Below are 19,203 nucleotides of genomic sequence, written 5' to 3'. Positions count from 1 at the left end.
GGAGTGAAGACATGAACGTTTATAAAATCGCGGTCCTGCCAGGCGATGGAATCGGAACGGAAATTACGAACGAAGCTTTAAAAGTGTTAAATACGGTGCAAGCCCATCTAGGCGCAAGATTCGAGCTGGAATCGTTCGATGCAGGCGCGGAGCGCTATCTGCGTACGGGATTGACGATGCCGGAGGAGACATTCGATCATTGCAAGAACGCGGATGCCATTCTGATGGGAGCCATCGGCCTGCCGGAAGCCCGCCATCCGGACGGCAGGGAAGTCAACGGGGATGTCATCTTCCGGCTTCGCTTCGACCTTGATTTATACGCCGGCGTGAGACCCGTGAAGCTGTACGACGGCATCGTCAGTCCGCTGCGCGACGTCAGCCGGGGCATCGATTATGTCATCGTGCGCGAGAACATCGAAGGATTGTATGCCTCTCGCACGGGCGGCTGCAATGTTCGGGGAGAAGTAGCCACGGACACGATTATCATGACCAAGACGGGGATCGAGAAAATATCCCGGTACGCCTTCCGCCTGGCCGAGAAGCGCAAGGGACGTCTCTCGGACGGAGCTTCCATGGTCACTTGCGTGGACAAGGCGAACGTATTAAGCTCTTATGCCTACTTTCGGAAAGTATTCGATAGCGTAGGCGATCAATTCGCCGCAATCAAGCGGGACTATGTCTACGTCGACGCGATGACATTATTCCAAGTCATGAACCCGCAAATGTTCGATGTGGTCGTAGCGGAGAACATGTTCGCGGATATTATCTCGGATTTGTCTTCGGCTACGGTCGGGGGACTGGGGATGGCGCCGTCCGGCGATATCGGCGATAAACATGCCCTGTTCCAGCCGGCCCATGGAACGGCTCCATCGATTGCAGGCAAGAATATCGCCAATCCTTATGCGATGATCCTATCCCTGTCCATGATGCTGAATTGGTTGGGAGATAAGCATGCGGACGATAAGCTGCTGGCTGCCGGCGACGGAATCGAGCAGGCGGTGAAGCGAATCTTGGCAAGCGGAGGCGCCAAAACGGCCGATATCGGCGGAAACAGCAGCACGAGCGATGTCGGAGATGCGGTCGTTAAGGCTCTGAGAGAATCCGCGGAAGAGTGGGCCCGATAATGTTCGCGTCCAGAATCGAAGATCACTTGGAGCTGGGGATCGTCTTCAACGCCATGTACCCGGATGCCGTTCGGAATGAGAGCCTTCTGCTGCAATCGGCGGACCGCGTTCTGCATGATGTTTACTTTCGAAGAATCGAAATATCGGGAATTCGCAATGCGGAGCTTAAAGAGACCTTCAAGCAACGTCTTCGCGTTTGCCGCGTGAACAACAGCTATCTGGCACAGCCGACGATCTTCGCGGAGCAACTGGATCTAGGCAGCCCCGATCGCTCGTTGCGATCGAAAGCGATACAACGAATGGCGGATTGCCTATCCGAAGCAGAGGAAATCTGCGCGGACGGGATGGAGATCATCAGCGGACCGGACGTCGACAAGAACCGATTGGAAGCCATCGAGTGGTTGGCGGATTCGATCCTTACGGTTAACGAAGAAGCGAAATCCCGTCGGATCAAGCTTCTCGTGGAGATGTTCGATCGCGACGTCGATAAGAAAAGGTTGATTGGATCGGTGGATGACACGGTTCGGTTGTTCGAGAAGATCGGTTCGGATCAGAACGTACGGCTTCTCTTGGATTTAAGCCATATTCCCATGGTGAGAGCGGACATCGCGGACGCCGTGCTCCGCTTACGTCCCTGGATAGGCCATGTGCATGTCGGAAGCACGGTCATGCAGCCGAACGACAGCAAATACGGCGATTCCCATCCTTCCTTCGGCTACCCGGCAGGGGCGATCGATGTCGAGCAGCTTGCGACTTTCTTTAAGCTGCTTGGGCAAGCGGAGTATATTCATCCTGCCCGTTCGTCGGCGGTCAGCTTCGAACTCATCTGCTCGCCGTCGGAGAGGCAAGAGGATCTCCTCGCGAATGCCAAACGAACGCTTCAGCTGGCATGGCGGCAATTCCTTCGCGAAGGAGGGGGAAGCGAATCATGGGACGACCGTTATTAATGGCCTTTTACGGCGACGATTTTACCGGTTCCACGGATGCTATGGAAGTATTGGAGGGACAAGGCCTAAGAACCGTGTTGTTCATACGGCCGCCTACGAAGGAATGGCTCGAGACCTTCTCGAATCTTCCTTGCATCGGCGTGGCCGGTACGGCGCGCGCGATGTCCCCTGAAGCCATGGAGAGCGAATTAGCTCCGGTGCTGGAACAATTAAAGCTTCTCGGGCCGAAGATCCTGCATTATAAAATGTGTTCGACGGCGGACTCCTCCCCGGATATCGGAAGCATCGGCAAAGTCGTCGAGATCGGCAAACGGTTGTACCCTGATCAGGGAGCCGTTCCTGTTCTTGTAGCAGCTCCTCACTTGCGCAGATACACCGCATTCGGCAATCATTTTGCCGATTACCGCGGCGATGTCTATCGGTTGGATCGTCATCCCTCCATGTCCAGGCACCCGGTAACCCCGATGAAGGAGGCCGATCTGCTGGTTCATTTCGCCGAACAGACGAGCGGCACGTTATCGCTTTATTCCGTTACGGACTTAGAGCAGTCGTTGGACCGGAGACAAACCCGCTGGGCAGACCTGCTCGGGAGCGAGAAGAACGCCGTGCTGATGGATGCCCTGAACGAGGAGCATATCCGTTCGATCGGCGAGCTCGTCGGGAGCTCCGCGGAGCATGCTTCCTTGTTCGTTGTCGGTTCTTCCGGGTTCTCTCAAGCGTTCGGATCGTATTGGCGAGACAGGCACGGGATCGAGAAGCGAGCGGAGCCCGAACTTGAACGGATGCAGACGCTCGTCTTGTCCGGAAGCTGCTCTCCGCTGACGGACATCCAAATTCGTACCGGCGTAGAGAACGGGTTCGTCAAGATCAAAGCGGATGTCATGGCCTTGCTGAATGAACGGGATAACGAAGGGGCATGCGACCGTCTGCTAGAGGAAGCAAGCCGAGCCTGGCAGGAAGGCCGAAGCTTGATTCTGTACACCGCCGAAGGTTCGGATGACGTTAGCATCGGGGTGCTCCATGACGAGATGAGAAGACGCGGCCTGTCTATCTCGAATACCGGGCCTATCATCGGCGACAGGCTGGGGAGGATCGGCAAGCTGCTCATCCGGAAGCTTGGGATTAAGAGAGTCGTGCTTGCAGGCGGCGATACGTCGGGGTTCGCATCGTTATCGCTGGGTATCGAAGCGCTGGAGCTGTTGCAGCGAACGGCGCCGGGCGCGCCGCTCTGCCGCGCGCATTCTCGCGATTCCTCGATAGACGGCCTTCAGATTGCCCTGAAGGGCGGCCAGTTGGGGCAACCGGATTATTTCGTAAGAGTGGCAAGCGGTCGTAAGGAGGCGGAATAAGTGAAGCCGTTAACGGATAACAAGCGCGACTTGAACTCGGAATTGCGCCAATTAGGTCAATACATGCTTAGCAGGCAACTGGCCTGGGGGAATTCGGGCAATATCAGCGCCCGGTTGTCGGAGAGAAGCATGCTGATTACAGGCTCCGGAACCGAATTGGGCCAGTTGAACCCGGAGGACCTTGTTCAGGTAGATTTGGAATCGATGGAATGGGAAGGAGAATTGAAGCCTTCCAAGGAAATCCCGATGCATTCCGAGATCTACAAAGCTCGCCCGGATGCACAGGCCGTCTTGCACGCATCCCCTTTCTGGTCCACGATGATGGCCTGCACGAGCATTCCTTACGTCTCCGAGTTGTTCGTAGAGAGCATGTATTACATGGAAAAGGTAGCTTACGTCGATTACTTCCACCCGGGTTCCGCGGCGCTCGGGGCATCGGTCGGAGAGAAATGCCGAGAGGCCAATATTCTTATTTTGCGAAATCATGGCGTAATCGTCTTCGATACGAGCATCAAGGAAGCCAGAATGGCGCTCGAAACGTTAGAAATGACAAGCCGAATGATTCTCACGGCACGCATAGGCGGCATTCCCTTGCAAACCTTGAGCAACGAAGTGTCGGCAGACTTCTTGCAGAATGCGGGCTATAAGCCTCGAAGAGCGATTCATACCGATAAATAAAGAGTGGGGAAGTGATTGGATTGGCGGAGGGGAAAGCAAACTATAGAGGCGTTATCATTGGAGCGGGACACTTCTCCGATGTTCAGCTTGAGGCTTGGCAATCGGTTAAGGGAGCGGAAATCGTCGCGATATTCGATATAGACGCGTCCAAGGCCGAACTCCTGGCCCAAAAATACGGAATTCAAGGATACGATCGCTTCGATCAGATGATCGCGGATACCCATCCCGATTTTATCGATATATGCACGCCTCCGGCCTCCCATTACGAGTATGTCCGACTTGCCGTCGATTTGGGACTGCCGGCGCTTTGTCAGAAGCCGCTCGCTCCGACTTTGGAAGAGAGCGAGCAGTTGGTCCGCTACGCGACGGAACGAGGCTTGCCTCTCATGGTTAACGAGAATTGGCGTTGGCAGCCTTGGTACCGCCATATCAAGAATATTATCGCCTCCGGCCGATTGGGACAGGTCTATTATGCTTACTTCTCGATGCGCCCTGGAGACGGCTGGGGAGAGAATCCGTATCCTGTTCAGCCGTACTTCAAGTCGATGGAGAAGTTCCTGATGTTCGAAACCGGCATTCATTTTATCGATACGTTCCGTTTCCTGTTCGGCGAAATAGACAGCGTTTATTGTCAGTCGCGCAGAATAAATCCCGTTATAAAGGGAGAAGACTTGTCGATTATGTTCGCTAACTTCGTTAACGGGATGGTTGGCGTCTACGATGCAAATCGAGTGGCCTATACGCCGATTAATCGCTCCCCGACTTATGGTAGCATGGTCATCGAGGGAACGGAGGGCAAGGTGAGGCTTGACGAGGAAGGTCGAATATACGTCATGAGACGCGGAGGCGCCGAAGAAGAGTATCGCTACGATATTCCGGACGGGTACAAGGGGGGCAGCGCGATCGCCGCCCAGCAGCATTTCGCGGATTGCCTAAGGACCGGCTCCGCGTTCGAAACGTCCGGTACCGATTATTTGACGAACATGCGAATTTTATTCACGTGCTATGAATCCATGCAAAATTCATCTCCGATAGCGTTGTAAGATGCAATACGAGAGCGGGAGGGATAACAATGGGCAAGACGGTGTTGGAGATTCGCGGCGAAGACTTTCTAATCAACGGCCGGAAAGTATATTCGGAGATAGAGGGCAGCAAGCCCGAAGCTCACGGTTTATTAATGAACGCTCGCTTTATCCAGGGCATATTCGACGATAAAGCCGATCGGGAGCGTTACAATCGCTTTGGCAAGGAATTCGATCCGGAGCGTAATACGAACGAATTGATTGCCGCCTTGCCGGAGTGGTACGAATACGGCTTGCGTGCGTTCACGGTTGGCTTCCAAGGCGGCGGACCTTGCTTTACGATGGACCCCGGAGGCATCGCGAGTATCGACAATAATCCGTTCGGGCCGAATGGGCTAAGCCTCGATCCCGCGTACGCTGCCAGAATGGACCGCTTGATTCGGGCCGCCGATGAGCTCGGCATGGTCGTCATCGTCAGCTATTTATACGTCGGACAACTGCCAAGGCTTAAGGGCGGCAAGGCCGTGCTCAATGCGGTAAGAACGGCCTCCCGGTTTCTTCGCGAGGGCGGTTACACGAACGTCATCATCGAAGTCGCCAACGAACATAATATCCAGGCGCATGGACATCCGCTTGTCTATACGCCGGAAGGTGTCGTAGCGCTGCTCGAGATTGCGCGAGCCGAATCGGGCGGAATGCCGGTAGGCTGCAGCGGCACGGGAGATTTTATCAGCGAAGAGGTATGCCGGGAAAGCGACGTCATCCTGATTCATGGCAACGAAATCAGCCGACAAGTCTATTACAACCATATCAACCAGGTTAAACGGTGGGCACCCGGCAAGCCGGTCGTCTGCAACGAGGATTCTCAGGCGCTTGCCAATCTGCAGGTAGCGTATCAAACCCGTACGTCATGGGGGTATTACAACAATATGACCAAGCAAGAGCCGCCCAGCGATTGGGGAATCACGCCCGGCGAGGACCTGTTTTTCGCCTATCGCATGGCGGAAGGCATCGGCATTTCGCTTCCGCCGATTCCGGAAGAGGACCAGTATTATTTGCAAGGCTTGGAGCCGGACATGGAGGTAGAAGGCAAGAGATGGATCCGTCTGGCCAGCTTGTATCCGGAGAAGATCGATTACGTCCGATTCTTCAGGAACGGAGAAGAGGTGTTTACGAGCTACGTGGACCCTTTCAGCGTTAATTTCCGCTTTAATTGGTACCAGGATGCGTGGCGGGCGAGCCCGGAAGATCGAGAATGGAAAGCGGTCATCCATTTGAAGAACGGAGAAGAGATAGTAAAATTTGCGATTTAATATTGGGAAAAGGTGAGTTTGTCTCACATAATTTTGCGTTTATTTTGTCTCAATTGTTATCTTCACTCACAAACCTTGATCGCCGGACTCTCTGGTTGATCAAGGTTTTTTTGTCGTGCAGCTACGCGATTAAATTCGAATGTGCACTAATTCGCGCCGCTATACAAGACTCTGTCTATTCCTTATGGAAGACAAAGTCTTTTTTTATATTCTCCGCTTGAAAAACATGACAACAACGTATATATTACAATTGAAAGTATACTTAATAATCACCAATGTATAATTTGCAAGCGCTTCCCTTGACCGAGAGGAGGTGACTCTATCGAGAATCCGCATCCGGCAATCGCGCGAAGGAATGCCGTTTCTTATCATTCGAAATCGAGGAGGGGCTTGATTGGGAAGGAAGGCAGCGTCGACGGAACGGGGGGCGCCGGGCAAGTCCCGTTCCGTTCCTCCGGGGTGTCCGGCGGCTGCCGATCGATTCTCGTTTAGGAATGCAGCTTGAAGGAACCGGCACAAACACGAACGCATAGCTGGAACGTTAACCGAACCAACGTAAGCCGCATTTTATCATCGCTACCTTCAGGAGGTTGCTTATGACCCGTCCACATGGACTTCGGAAAGTGTCGGCCTTTATGTCCGTTATTCTGCTGCTTCAGCTTCTGCTCGCCGCCGCGGCGTCGGCAGGCTCGTACGATCCCGGGTTAAAGCCGTCCTCGAACGTCTTCTCGGGACAGGATCTGCTCCCCGCGCGGATGATCGACGGCTTCAACACGGCCGAGAGCGTGGCGGAGTGGAAGCCCGGAACGAATACCGATCGAGTCGAATTCAAGACCAGCATCCTGAACGGGCCGAACTCGCCGTACGAGGGAGCCGGCGTGCTGGAGCAGGTGCCGCAGAAGGTCAAGGTGTACGAGTGGAGAACGATTTACCGGGAATACGCGGAGCCGCTCGACCTGTCCGGCTACCGTTATCTGGCCTTCGCGGCGAACAGCTGGGGATGGCAGGCGGTCGACTACATGATGAAAATCACGCTTCACAGCGGGGACGATACTTACGAGAGCGTGGCCAAGATCGAGCACGACAGCTGGAGCCGCGTGTTCGTCCGGCTTGGGGATTGGGACGGGCGGCAGGCGGTCACCCGAATCGACATCTCCTTCATGCAGAACTTCGATCTGGAGGGAGTCGCTCCGGGCGCGCCCGGTTACGATTATTGGGACGGACGCTTCCAGATCGATTCCCTGAGCGCGACCAACGTGCGCGATCTGACCTTCGACGCGGAGGGAGACACGGAAGGCTTCGCTTCTCCAAACGGAACGGTCGAGTGGTCGGGAGGCGAAATCGTCTACGCGCCGTCGGGAGAAGAAGGCGTTCTGGAATCTCCGGCGCTTACGCTCGACACCGCCAAACGGAACGGACTTTCGGTCTCGATGACGAACGGGACGGGGGCGAGCGAAATGACCGTGCAATGGAAGACCGAGGGTGCAGAATGGAACGATGCTCAAGCGAAGACGTTCCCCATTCCGTCATCCGGAACGTTCACCCAGGATTTCAACTTCTCGGACCGAACGGAATGGAGCGGCACGGTGACGGCCTTCCGCTTCGTGCTTCCGGCATCGTCGGGGACGCTGCGGATCGACCAGATTCGTCCGAAGCTGCTGCCCGCGCTGGAGAAGCCCTATGACGGCACGGCGCAAGCGCGCATCGGGGATGACGGCCGGATCTCAATCGCCGGCACCGTCAAACCATCGTTTATAGAGGCGAATTCCGGTTCGCGTCTCTATCTGTTCGAGCTCGCGACCTACGAGGATGCGAGAACGGTTCTGGCCTCGAAGGAGCCGCTCGCCGACGGGGAACTGACCGAAGCGTTCCTCTTCCAGACGGAGCTGAACGACGGCGAGAGAAGCCGTCTCTACTCCAAGTTCGCCGTGGCGGCGAAGGCGGAAGGCGGGGAATATACGCTCGTTGCCGCGCCTCAATACGTGGTCAATCCGGAAGCGGTCTCCGGCAACCTGGAGCCGTTCCCGACGGCGAAGAGCATCAAAGGTCTGCAGGTTCAGATGACCGGCGACGCCCAGGAGCTCGGCATCAGCCACGCGGCGCTGAACGTCGCGTACAACGAGCTTACCTACAAGACGAACGGCAACCCGGGCAACACGATTCCGTTCGACGTCGAAGGCAAGACCTACTACCTGCGCAAGGACAGGATCGAAGCGCTCGACCGCCAGGTGAAGAGCCTGTCCGATAACGGAATCATCGTCTCCCTGATTCTGATCATGTACAACACGAAGGATGCGAACTCCGCGAACGAATACCTGATCCATCCGGATTCGCAGCCGGGAGGCACGGTGTACGCGCTGAATACGTCCAATGCGGTCGGCGTCGAATACGTGAAGGCGGTGACCAAGTTCCTGGCGGAACGCTACTCGCTGCCGAGCCAGGAGCACGGCAGAGCCGTCAACTACATCGTCGGCAACGAGATCGGCCAGAACATGGTCTGGAACAACATGGGGCCGAAGAAGATGGAGGATTACGTACGCGAGTACGCGCAAACGCTGCGTTTGATCGACACGATCGTTAAGACCGCTTACGCGAACGCGAGAACGTACGTCTCGCTCGATCATTTCTGGGATGAGAACCTGGGCGGAGACTCCCTCTGGAAGTACGACAACAAGGCCATCGTCGATCGCTTGAACGAGCTGACCAAAGCCGAAGGCGGGTTTAATTGGAATCTCGCGTTCCACCCGTATCCGGAGGACCTGTTCGACCCCCGGTTCTGGAACGACGAGACGGCGACCGATTCCTTCCAGACGAAGCGCATCACGTTCAAGAACCTGGACGTGCTCGTCGATTACATGAAGCAGCCGGATTACTTGTTCGATGGAGCGATGCGGCGCATCATTCTCTCCGAGCAAGGCTTCCACAGCTTGACCAACTCGGAAGAGGACCAGAAGGTTCAAGCGGCCGCTTACGCCTATGCTTATTACAAGATCCGTTTTCTCGACGGTATCGACGCTTTCATCCTTCATCGGCACGTCGACCACGGCCAGGAGGGCGGGCTGAACCTCGGCCTATGGACGCACGCGCCGGGGACGGTCGTCACGCCGGGAGAGCATAAGGCGATTTACGACGTATTCAAGTACATCGACACGGAGCGATCGCTTGAGGCGACGGAATTCGCCAAGGCGATCGTCGGCATCGGCGATTGGGCGGACGCGATTCCGGGCTTCGATCCGGCGGAGCTTGCCGACCGGACTCTTCCCCGGGAGAACGGGCTCGAATTCGTGACCCGGGACAAGGGCGAGGGGACGGACGGCGGCTTCGAAGCCGGCGACGCCGAGGGCTTCGCGGCGTCGGACGAGGTGAGCGCGGTGCAGGCTGCGACGGGCGACGCCTTCGAAGGGAGCGGCTATCTGTCGGCGACGTTGAACAGCGCCTACGGCCTCAACTGGGCCGGCGTGCAGAAGACGTTCGCGGCCCCGATCGACGCGAGGAAGACGCCGTATTTCACGGCCGCGATTCGGATTCCGAACGCGAACGCGAAGCTCTCCTATTACGCGAAGTTCATCGCGTACAGCGGCAACGACAGCGTGGAAGGAACGGCGAAGCTCGATCCGTCGGCAGGGTGGCAGCAGCTGGCGCTGCCTCTGAAAGGATGGGAAGGGGCTCGGTCGATCGACCGCGTCAAAATCTGGGTTCGTTCGGAAGGCGGCTCGACGTGGAGAGGCGAGCTTCGAATCGACAACGCGGCGTTCGTCAAAGACGCGAAGAGCGATAAGAAGCTTCCTAACGTGGAGGTAAGCGCAAAGCTTCTCTCGGAAGAGCTGGAAGCGGGCTCGCCAATCTCCGTTACCGTAACGAATCACGGCTCGTCGAAGCTGAACAAGAAGGCGGAGGTCCGGACGGAAGGCGGACTGAGCGTGACGCCCGCGTCCGTAAAGCTGAACAACCTCGATACCGGCGACAGCCAGACCTTCCCGTTGGAGGTTACGGGTTACGTAGCGCAAGAAGACGCGGACGCCGTGCTGACGGTGAAGTACGAGGACCGGGAGTTCTCGTTCGTCCTGAAGGCCAAACCCGTCCCCGTCAGCCTGCCGTTCTCGTTCGAGGGCGGCGACGTTCAAGGGTGGACGGCGGGCGAGAACACGGCGAGCGTAGCCGCGGTGCAATCGTTCGCGAACGGGCCGACGAAGCCGAGCGAAGGGCAGTACGCGCTGGCCGCGCATTCGCAGGCCGTGGCCGCCGATGCTTGGAGGACGGTGAAGCTGGAGCTCGCGAAGCCGCTCGACTTAAGCGGAGGAAGCAAGCTCGCGTACGATATCGACTCCTATGGAGGAGTTCCGGGGGCGACGTACGAGACCCGGCTAACGCTTAAGAGCGGCCCGGAGAGCTTCGTCTATTCGTCGGCCATGTCGCCGGATCGGTGGAACGCGATCTCCGCCGACATCTCGGCGTGGGCGTTCCGCTCGTCGGTCACCTCGATCGAGATCTCGTTCCGGGCCGCCGGCAGCTCGATGGCTTGGGCTCCGGATTTTCAGGTGGATAACGTGAGGCTTGCGAATTAACGAATTCTCTATGAGTAAGGGCGTCGCTATAAGGCTCTGAATGCCAGATTAATCGCGTACGCGATATGAACCGCGGCATCTCGGCGAGCGAGTTGAGTAATGGTTACTATCTGGAACCCTCAGGCGACGGGTAGCAAGTTAAGTTGAGTAATGGTTGCTCATCTTTAGGTATCATCCGGCGCACGAAGATCCAGTCAAGGCATGCGAATTCTAATGGAAGTGTTTTTAGTTCAACCAATCAAGGAGGCCGCCCGCCTGAAGCCTTATTTCGGCTGCAGCCGCGAAGCGGCCTCCCGACGACTAGCGGAAGAGAAGGTGCCGGCAGTGGAAATCGCGTTCGAGCGAATGAGCAAGAAGAGAGGCAGGCGAGGGAGGAGCGGGCAGCTTCGGGTGGCGAGGTGGATGCTCTCCTTTCTGCGCCCCTACGGGGGCAAGCTCGCGGTCATGATCGCCTGCGGGCTCGCGGCGGCGGCCTCCGAGATGGTCGTCCCCCAGGCGTTCCAATATTTCACGGACGCGATCTACCCCCGGAAGGAAGCGGGACTGCTTGCCTATATCGCGGCGGCGATGCTGATCGTCCTGCTGCTCTTGATAGGCGCGTCCTGGGTCGTCACGTACGTTCAGCGTTACATCGGAGAGAGGGCGTCCTCGGACATGCAGTTCTCCGTCTTCCGTCATCTTAGGACGCTGGGCTTCTCCTACTACGAACGGTCTCCGTCCGGAGACGCGATTACCTTGCTCAATCACGACGTGCAGCGCGTGCAGACGTTCTACCGCGAATTTCTCCCCCTCGCCTTCACGAGCACCCTGATCATGCTCATCTCCGTTTGCTTCCTGATCGTCACCAGCCCCAAGCTGAGCCTCGTGCTGATTCCCTCCCTGCTCCTGTATACCTTGATCGGTCCTTATCTTAATTCAAAGCGTTCGGTTCTCGACAGCGAATGGATTCGGCTGCAAGGGCAGGTCGGCCGGAGAGCCTACGATTTCGTCTCGGCGACGTTGGAATTCCGGGTGCGCGGGACGTCCGAGAGACGGCTCCAAGGCATGCTGGGCGAGCTTGGCGAGCTTCAGTCCGTGCACCTTAGGCACCTTCTGTTCGCCTACCTGGCGTTCGCGTTCCAGCTGCTATGCGTCTTCGGAGGGGCGGCGCTGATGTTCCTTTACGGTTACCGACTGGTGCAACGGGAAGAGCTCAGCGTCGGCGAATTCATCGCTTTCCACTTTTACTTCTTCCTCGCCGTCGGCCAGTACATGAACCTGCTCTCGAGCTTCGCCCAGCAGAAAACGGTGCTGCTCCACGCTTCCCGGCTATACGGCTTCGCCCAGCAGCAGCCCGACATCCGCGAGCCCGACGTGCCCAGGAAGATGGAGAACGTCCAAGGGGAGCTGACGTTCCGGGACGTGCGCTTCGGATATCCCGGCGGCGCGCCGATCCTGAACGGCATCGACACGGTCATTCGGCCCGGGGAGAAGGTGGCTCTCGTGGGAGAAAGCGGCCATGGCAAAACGACGCTGCTCAAAATGATCCCGAGGTTCTACGATCCGGACGAGGGTGAAGTGCTGCTGGACGGAGCGCCCCTCCGGGAGCTAACGTTCGAACAGATTCGCGGTGCCGTCGGCATCGTGTTCCAGGAGACGTATCTGTTCGGGGGGACGATCATGGACAACATCCGTTTCGGCAACCCGGAGGCTTCGGACGAGGAGATTTTCGAGGCGGCCCGGGCGGCCATGGCCCACGACTTCATCGTTCAACTGCCGGACGGATACGGCACCGTCGTCGGGGAACGGGGAGCCAAGCTGTCGGGAGGACAGCGGCAGCGGCTCTCCATCGCCCGAATGTTCGTGCGCGATCCGAAGATCGTCATTCTCGACGAGGCGACTTCGGCGCTCGACAACGTCAGCGAACGGGCGGTTCAGGAAGCGCTCGATCGGCTTCTCGTCGGCAGGACGACGGTGACGGTCGCCCACCGGCTCTCCACGATCCGAGACTACGACCGCATTCTGTACATCCATGAAGGACGAATCCGGGAAGAGGGCACGTACGAGGAGCTTATGAGTCGCCGGGGGCCGTTCTATCGTCTGGCGATGGGCGAGCCGCCGCTCGAAGAGAAGAGGTAGAGAGAGAACGATGAGAGAAAACGTCAAGTTCATTCGCTCCGTCGCGAAGCCGCATTACGCCTTATACTTCGTCTGCTTCCTGATGATGATCGTTCAGCTGCTCGCGCAGCTCGCGTCGACGGGCGTGCAGCAGCGGCTGATCGACGACGTCTTCCTCCACGGGGAAGGCGCTCGACTGGCCGCGCTGCTCGTCGTGTTCTTCGTCGCCGCGCTTCTTCAATCCGCTGCGCTGACCGGGATCGGTTATCTTTTCCACGTCATCCTGTTTCGGATTCGCTATGCCTTGTTCGAGAGAGCCGCGAGATTCCTGCAGCGTATTCCCGCCTCCGCCATCCAGAACGAGAGAACGGCGAAGCACGTGGACGTCATGAACGACTATGTGTTCCTATCGGCGATCGGCATCGGCCTGCAGCTCCCGAACGGGTTCTTCCAGATCGTTCCCGCCGTCGCCCTGATGGCCGTCGTCGGCTGGTACAGCCCGGTCATTCTGGTTTGCGTGGCCGGCTTCAGCTGCTGTTACCTGATTCTGGGCTACCGCTACGGCAAGAAGCTGAAGCGGGCCGCTCACCGGGTCAACGACACGCGCCGGGATGTCGGCGTCTTCCTCGAAGAAGGCGTGTCCTCCACCCGGGAGGTGCTGGCGTTCCACCGCATGGATTACGAGACCTCGACATACCGCTCGCTGTTCGACAAGTACTTCCGCAACGTGCTGAAGGAAGGGCGGCTGCTGAACCGCCAGATGGTCGTCAGCCATCCGCTGAAGTGGGGGATGAACCTGTTCATCCTTCTGTACGGAGGCTACTCCGCGCTGCAGGGCTCGCTGACGCTCGGAGCTTTCGTCGTCGTCTTCCAGTTCTCGCGGCAGCTGATGGATAAGTACGAGCAAATTTATCTGTTCGCGCTCAGCTACTCGACATACATGGCCAAAATCGAAGCGCTGCGCGGCTTCTTCGAACAGGAGACGATCGAAGACGGGGACGCGCCGCTTGCCGAACCGATCCGGTCCCTGGAGCTTGCGAACGTGACCTATCGGTACAAGGGGCAGCCGGAGCCGGTCCTGCGAGAAGTCGCGGCGGAGCTTCCGGTCGGGGGCAAAATCGCCTTCGTCGGCCCGAGCGGCAGCGGCAAGTCGACGATCGCGCAATTGCTCGTCCGCTTCTACGATCCTGACGCCGGCCGTCTGATCGTGAACGGGCTCGATCTGCGAGAGATCCGAAGGGGGGACTGGGGGCGCAAGCTGTCGATCGTTTTCCAGACTCCCTTCCTGTTCCCGGATACGATTCGAAGCAACCTTAACCTGGGGGCGGAGGAGCGCTCCCAGGAGGAGATCGAGGCGGCGTGCCGTCTGACGGACATTCACGACTTTATCGTCTCTCTCGAGAAAGGGTACGACACGGAGATCGGGGAGCGAGGCATCGCCCTGTCGGGCGGGCAGAGGCAACGGATCGCGCTCGCGAGAGCCGTGCTCGACAATCCGGAGCTTCTGATCCTCGACGAAGCGACCTCCGCCCTCGACTTGGAGACGGAACGCAAGGTTCAGCGTCATTTCGACGAGATTCGCAAGGGGAAGACGACGATCGTCATCGCGCACCGCTTGTCCACGATCCGGAACGCGGACCTCATCTGCGTGTTCCGTCAAGGACGGCTGGTGGAGAAGGGGGACCATGAGAGTCTGATGGGCTCCTCTACCGTTTATAAAGATATGGTGCTGCAGGTGGATCCTACGTAATTTTCGATGTCCAGTGTATATTTAGTTGTGTTATTTTCCTGTTAAGTATATTATATAAATTAACAAAGAATACTTTGGTGAAATATTCGAATATAATCTATCCAAAGGAGACGAGCCGATGCGGGAGGAACGCAACTATCGGAGCGACGCTTACGGCGGCGTGGATGGCTTGGGGCGCAGGCTGCCGACGATGGAGGAGGTTGGACCGGCCCGTCCGGATCGTTATGTCGGCCTGTTCTACTTCCTCTGGCTGGGCCAGCACGGAACGGGCGGTCCCTACGACAATACGCGGATTCTGTCGAAGCAGCCGGAAGCGGCTCGCGACCCGCGGCACCCGGCCTGGGGACCGGCCGAAGCCTTTCATTTCTGGGGAGAGCCTCTGCACGGCTATTACCGGAACGACGACGAGTGGGTGCTGCGCCGGCACGTCCGTCTGTTGACCGCGGCCGAAGTCGATTTTCTCGTGTTCGATACGACCAACGCCGCCATCTACAAGAACGTCTACGATAAGCTGTTCGCGATCATGGACGAGATCGATGCGCAGGGCTTTCGCGTTCCGCGATTCGTTTTCTACACCAATACCGAATCCGGCCGGACGATCGGCGAGCTCTATGAAGACATCTACAAGCCGGGTCGCTACGAGCATCTGTGGTTCCGCTGGAGAGGCAAGCCGCTCATCATCGGAGATCCGAAGGAGTGCGGCGAGGAGCAGAGGGAGTTCTTCACGTTCCGACTCAACCAGTGGCCCAACGAGGAGGCCAAAACGAACGGTTTCCCCTGGATCGAATTCCAGCGTCCGCAGCGCGTGTTCGTGAACGACGAGGGCGAGAAGGAGATCGTCAGCGTATCGGTGGCGCAGCACCCCAGCGTCGCGATGAGCGATACGCCGTTTTACGGCTACGGCGACAACTGGGGGCGAGGCTACCACAAAGACGCGACTAACCCGCAAGGGGATTCGCCGGAGGACATCCTTCGAGGAGCCAACGTGGCGGAGCAGTGGGAGTTCGCGCTTAGGGAGGATCCGCAGATCGTCTTCGTGACGGGCTGGAACGAATGGATCGCGATGAGGCTGCAGGGCCCTCCGGAGAGGCCGGTGCTGTTCGTCGATCAGGCGACGCTGAACTTCAGCCGGGACATCGAGCCGATGAAGGGCGGGTACGGCGACAACTACTATATGCAGCTGATTTCTTATATCAGGCGGTTCAAGGGAATGACGGTTTCGGGGGGAAAGGGGCATCGATTGGAGCGGCCCATCCCGATGGAGCCTGAATTCGGCGTTTGGGAGCGGGTGGAGGCGGAGTACCGGGACTGCGACGGGGATACGTTCCCGAGGAATCATCCGGGCTACGGAGAGCTTCATTACGAGAACGGGACGGGGCGCAACGAGCTGCTGGCGTTCAAGGCGGCGCATACCGAGGACGAACTCTTCTTCTATGCCCGAACCAAAGAGCCGCTGACCTCGTTCGAAGGGCCGAATTGGATGATGCTGCTTCTTCGGGTGGAAGGGCAGGAAGACGGCTGGGAGGGCTATACGCATATCGTTAACCGGACCGTAAGGAGCGAAACCGCGACTCTGCTGGAGAAGAGCGAGGGCGGCTGGAATTGGACGCCCGTCGGCGAGCTTCGGTACGCGGCGGCGGGCCATGAGCTGCATCTGGCGATTCCGCGCGAGCTGCTGGGGCTGAAGGGCTCGGGACAAAAGCTGCGTCTCGAGTTCAAGTGGTGCGATCATCTGCTGGCGGAGGGCGATGCGATGGACCTCTACCGGTTCGGAGACACCGCTCCGGAAGGGCGTTTGAACTTCATTTATACGATTAGGGACGAGAAATCTTAACCTTAGGCAATAGAAAAGAGGCAGAGCGTGGGGGAGAAGGACATGGGAGCAGAACGGTGGACGGCGCAATGGATATGGGTCTCGGAAGCGGAAGGCCTGAACGACGTCTACGCGGAGACGAGGGCCGTCTTCGAAGCGGAAGAGACGATCAAGCGGGCGCGGATTCGCATCTCCGCGAATCAAGCCTATAAGCTCTACCTGAACGGGGAAGAGCTGGGCAGGGGGCCGACCCCCGCCGACTTGGAATGGATGTCGTACGATACGTACGAGGTCGCGGATCGCCTGGCGCGCGGCCCGAACGCGATCGCGATCGTCGCGAACAACTTCGGGAACGAAATGATCGTGACGAAGCAATTGCAGGGGCCGGGCGGGCTTATCTGCCAGTTGGACCTGTACGACTCGGAAGCGGAGAACGCGGCGCCGCTGAGGACGATCGCGAGCGGGGCCGATTGGAAGTGCAGGCGCTCCCCGCGCTGGATGCCGGGCGCTAGCCGGCTGCACTACTGGGGCGGCTACCGGGAGATCGTCGACGTCACGAAGGGGGACGGCTGGGAGCGGGCGGATTACGACGACTCCTTTTGGCCTGACGCCGAGGTCGTCGCCCGAGCTGAGGAGCCGGACTCGCCTTGGCCGCGCTTGCTGCCGCGCGAGATCCCGTTCCTGCGGCGAACGCTCGTAAGGCCGGTCGCGGTCGTCTCCGCGGAGCCGTTCCTCGGCGCGATCTCGTCCCCGGAAGCCGTCCTTGCGAACGCGCAGGAGGGCTCGAAGCTGACGATGGACGCTTCGAAGCCGGGGAGCCTGCCGCAGATCACCTACGATTTCGGGGCGGAGGTCGTCGGCTACCCGAAGCTGACGGTCTATGCGGAGGAAGGGGGCGTTCTTCAGCTGTTCTACGGGGAATCGCTGGAGCTGACGCTGATGGATACGTACCTTCTGCGCCGAGGGGAGAACGTGCTGGAGCCGTTCGGCCGGCGCGCGTTCCGTTACCTGAAGCTCGCCGCGATGGCGACGCCGGCTCCGATCGAAGTCGGGAGCCTGCAGATGGAGTTCGTTCACTATCCGTTTACGGGAGAAGGCTCGTTCCGCTGCAGCGACGAGAAGCTGAACCGGATCTGGGAGACCGGCCGCTACACGACGGTCGTGAACAGCCAGAACCACTTCGAGGATTGCCCTTACCGAGAAGCGGCGCTGTGGGTCGCCGATGCCGTCGTCATGGCGAGGGTCGTCTATCAGATCTCCGACGATGCCGCTCTCGTTCGCAAGTCTCTCCTGCAGGGGGCGAGAATCCAGAACGAGGACGGCGCGATCCCGGGCAACGGCCCCGTGCGGAACTCGTTCATGCTGCCGGATTTCTGCGCGCATTGGCTCTTCGGCGTAAAAGAGTATTACGATTACGGCAAGGACCGGGCGTTCCTGGAGGAGGTCTGGCCGGCTGTCCCGCGCCTAGCGAAGTGGTTCGCGGACCAGGAGGACGAATCCGGCTTGTTCGCGAAGGCGGACCGCGAGGGCTGGTGGTGCTTCATCGACTGGACGGACGATATCGAGCGGAAGGACCGGGTGACCGCGATCTCCTGCTTCTATTATAAGTTTCTCGGGACGGCGGCCGGCATGGCCGAGGAGATCGAGGAGCCGGGCTTGGCGGAAGAGCTTCGAGCCAAAGCGAGCAAGGTAAGGACATCCATTCGAAGCCGGCTTCGGGTTCCCGGCCGATCCGTCTATGCCGACTGTTTGACGGACGAAGGACTGTCCTCCAGCGTAACGGCCCAAACCAACTTCGCGGCGGCTTGGTCCGGCATTATGGAGGAAGCGGAAGTCGCCGCCTTCGTCGAAGAAGAGTTTCTGGCCGGCAAGCTTCCTCCGATCCGCGGCGCTTTCTTCTATCATATCGTGCTGGAGACGCTGTTCCGCTACGGATACGCGGAAGACGCGATTCGAATCGTCCGGGAGTATTGGGGCGCGATGCTGGACCGCGGCGCGACGACTTGGTGGGAGACGTTCGATCCCTCGCTTCCGTTCCCGACGACGCCGAGTCCCTACCTTGGCCATACGCCGACTTATCTGCAGGACTCCATTCCGGTCAGCCTGTCCCACGGATGGGGGGCATCCCCTACTTACCTGCTAAGTAGGGAGCTGCTGGGCATCCATGTCTCGAACGAGGGGGCCGAGGACGTCGTGCTGCGCCCGATCGCCGTCGCGGGAATCGATTGGGCGGAAGGCGCCGTCCCGACCAAGCTCGGGGAGATTCGCGTCCGCTGGCAGCGGGAAGAGAACGGGCGGGTCCGTTATCGCGCGGACTTGCCGAAGGGGCTCGCTTGGGCGGCGCCCGGAGTGGATGGGGCGGTCGTCTCCGAGACGGGCGATGCCGTACGAATCGAAGGAGCGGTGCCGGTGCGGGACGCCGACCGCAAGTTCGTTGCGACGGAGAGGTAGGGACTATACTTTATTATAGGCGGCTTGGGGCTTTGGGCTCAGGCTGCCTGTTTGTCTTGCGAAAATCCGCGACCTAAAGTATACTTAACCCAAC

Annotated in this window: 11 protein-coding genes; all 11 read left to right on the top strand. The window is 58.6% G+C overall.

Annotated elements, in window-relative coordinates; all coding sequences use genetic code 11:
* Positions 1-11: 11 nt before the first annotated feature.
* Entirely contained in the window at positions 12-1,124 is a 1,113-nt protein-coding gene (locus H7B67_RS24580) for an isocitrate/isopropylmalate dehydrogenase family protein (RefSeq protein WP_185122526.1), read from the top strand.
* Entirely contained in the window at positions 1,124-2,071 is a 948-nt protein-coding gene (locus H7B67_RS24575) for a sugar phosphate isomerase/epimerase family protein (protein ID WP_185122525.1), read from the top strand. The genes H7B67_RS24580 and H7B67_RS24575 overlap by 1 nt, the downstream gene beginning before the upstream one ends.
* Positions 2,053-3,420, top strand: coding sequence for a four-carbon acid sugar kinase family protein (locus tag H7B67_RS24570; RefSeq protein WP_185122524.1), 1,368 nt, complete (start codon positions 2,053-2,055; stop codon positions 3,418-3,420). The genes H7B67_RS24575 and H7B67_RS24570 overlap by 19 nt, the downstream gene beginning before the upstream one ends.
* A complete protein-coding gene (locus tag H7B67_RS24565; protein ID WP_342592618.1) occupies positions 3,421-4,098 on the top strand; it encodes a class II aldolase/adducin family protein in 678 nt (225 codons plus the stop codon).
* 20 nt (positions 4,099-4,118) lie between these two features.
* Positions 4,119-5,141, top strand: a complete 1,023-nt coding sequence (locus H7B67_RS24560; protein ID WP_185122523.1) for a Gfo/Idh/MocA family protein — start codon at positions 4,119-4,121, stop codon at positions 5,139-5,141.
* A 29-nt stretch (positions 5,142-5,170) separates the two neighbouring features.
* Positions 5,171-6,433 (top strand): hypothetical protein, encoded by a 1,263-nt coding sequence (locus H7B67_RS24555; RefSeq protein WP_185122522.1) that lies wholly within the window; start codon positions 5,171-5,173, stop codon positions 6,431-6,433.
* Between the two features lie 596 nt (positions 6,434-7,029).
* Positions 7,030-10,998: a DUF5722 domain-containing protein gene (locus tag H7B67_RS24550; RefSeq protein ID WP_185122521.1), complete on the top strand. Its 3,969-nt coding sequence runs from the start codon at positions 7,030-7,032 to the stop codon at positions 10,996-10,998.
* A 213-nt stretch (positions 10,999-11,211) separates the two neighbouring features.
* The gene (locus tag H7B67_RS24545; protein ID WP_185122520.1) at positions 11,212-13,116 is read left to right on the top strand and encodes an ABC transporter ATP-binding protein; all 1,905 of its coding nucleotides are present in this window, start codon (positions 11,212-11,214) and stop codon (positions 13,114-13,116) included.
* A 10-nt stretch (positions 13,117-13,126) separates the two neighbouring features.
* Positions 13,127-14,845 (top strand): ABC transporter ATP-binding protein, encoded by a 1,719-nt coding sequence (locus H7B67_RS24540; RefSeq protein WP_185122519.1) that lies wholly within the window; start codon positions 13,127-13,129, stop codon positions 14,843-14,845.
* Between the two features lie 118 nt (positions 14,846-14,963).
* Positions 14,964-16,679, top strand: a complete 1,716-nt coding sequence (locus H7B67_RS24535) for a hypothetical protein (RefSeq protein WP_185122518.1) — start codon at positions 14,964-14,966, stop codon at positions 16,677-16,679.
* Between the two features lie 42 nt (positions 16,680-16,721).
* On the top strand, positions 16,722-19,109 hold the full coding sequence (locus H7B67_RS24530; RefSeq protein ID WP_185122517.1) for an alpha-L-rhamnosidase-related protein: 2,388 nt from the start codon (positions 16,722-16,724) through the stop codon (positions 19,107-19,109).
* Positions 19,110-19,203 lie beyond the last annotated feature (94 nt).

It is taken from the genome of Cohnella thailandensis (assembly GCF_014212135.1).
Lineage (GTDB): Bacteria > Bacillota > Bacilli > Paenibacillales > Paenibacillaceae > Cohnella > Cohnella thailandensis.
Note: the sequence above shows the minus strand (reverse complement) of the source record. Positions and strands in the feature narration are given on the sequence as shown.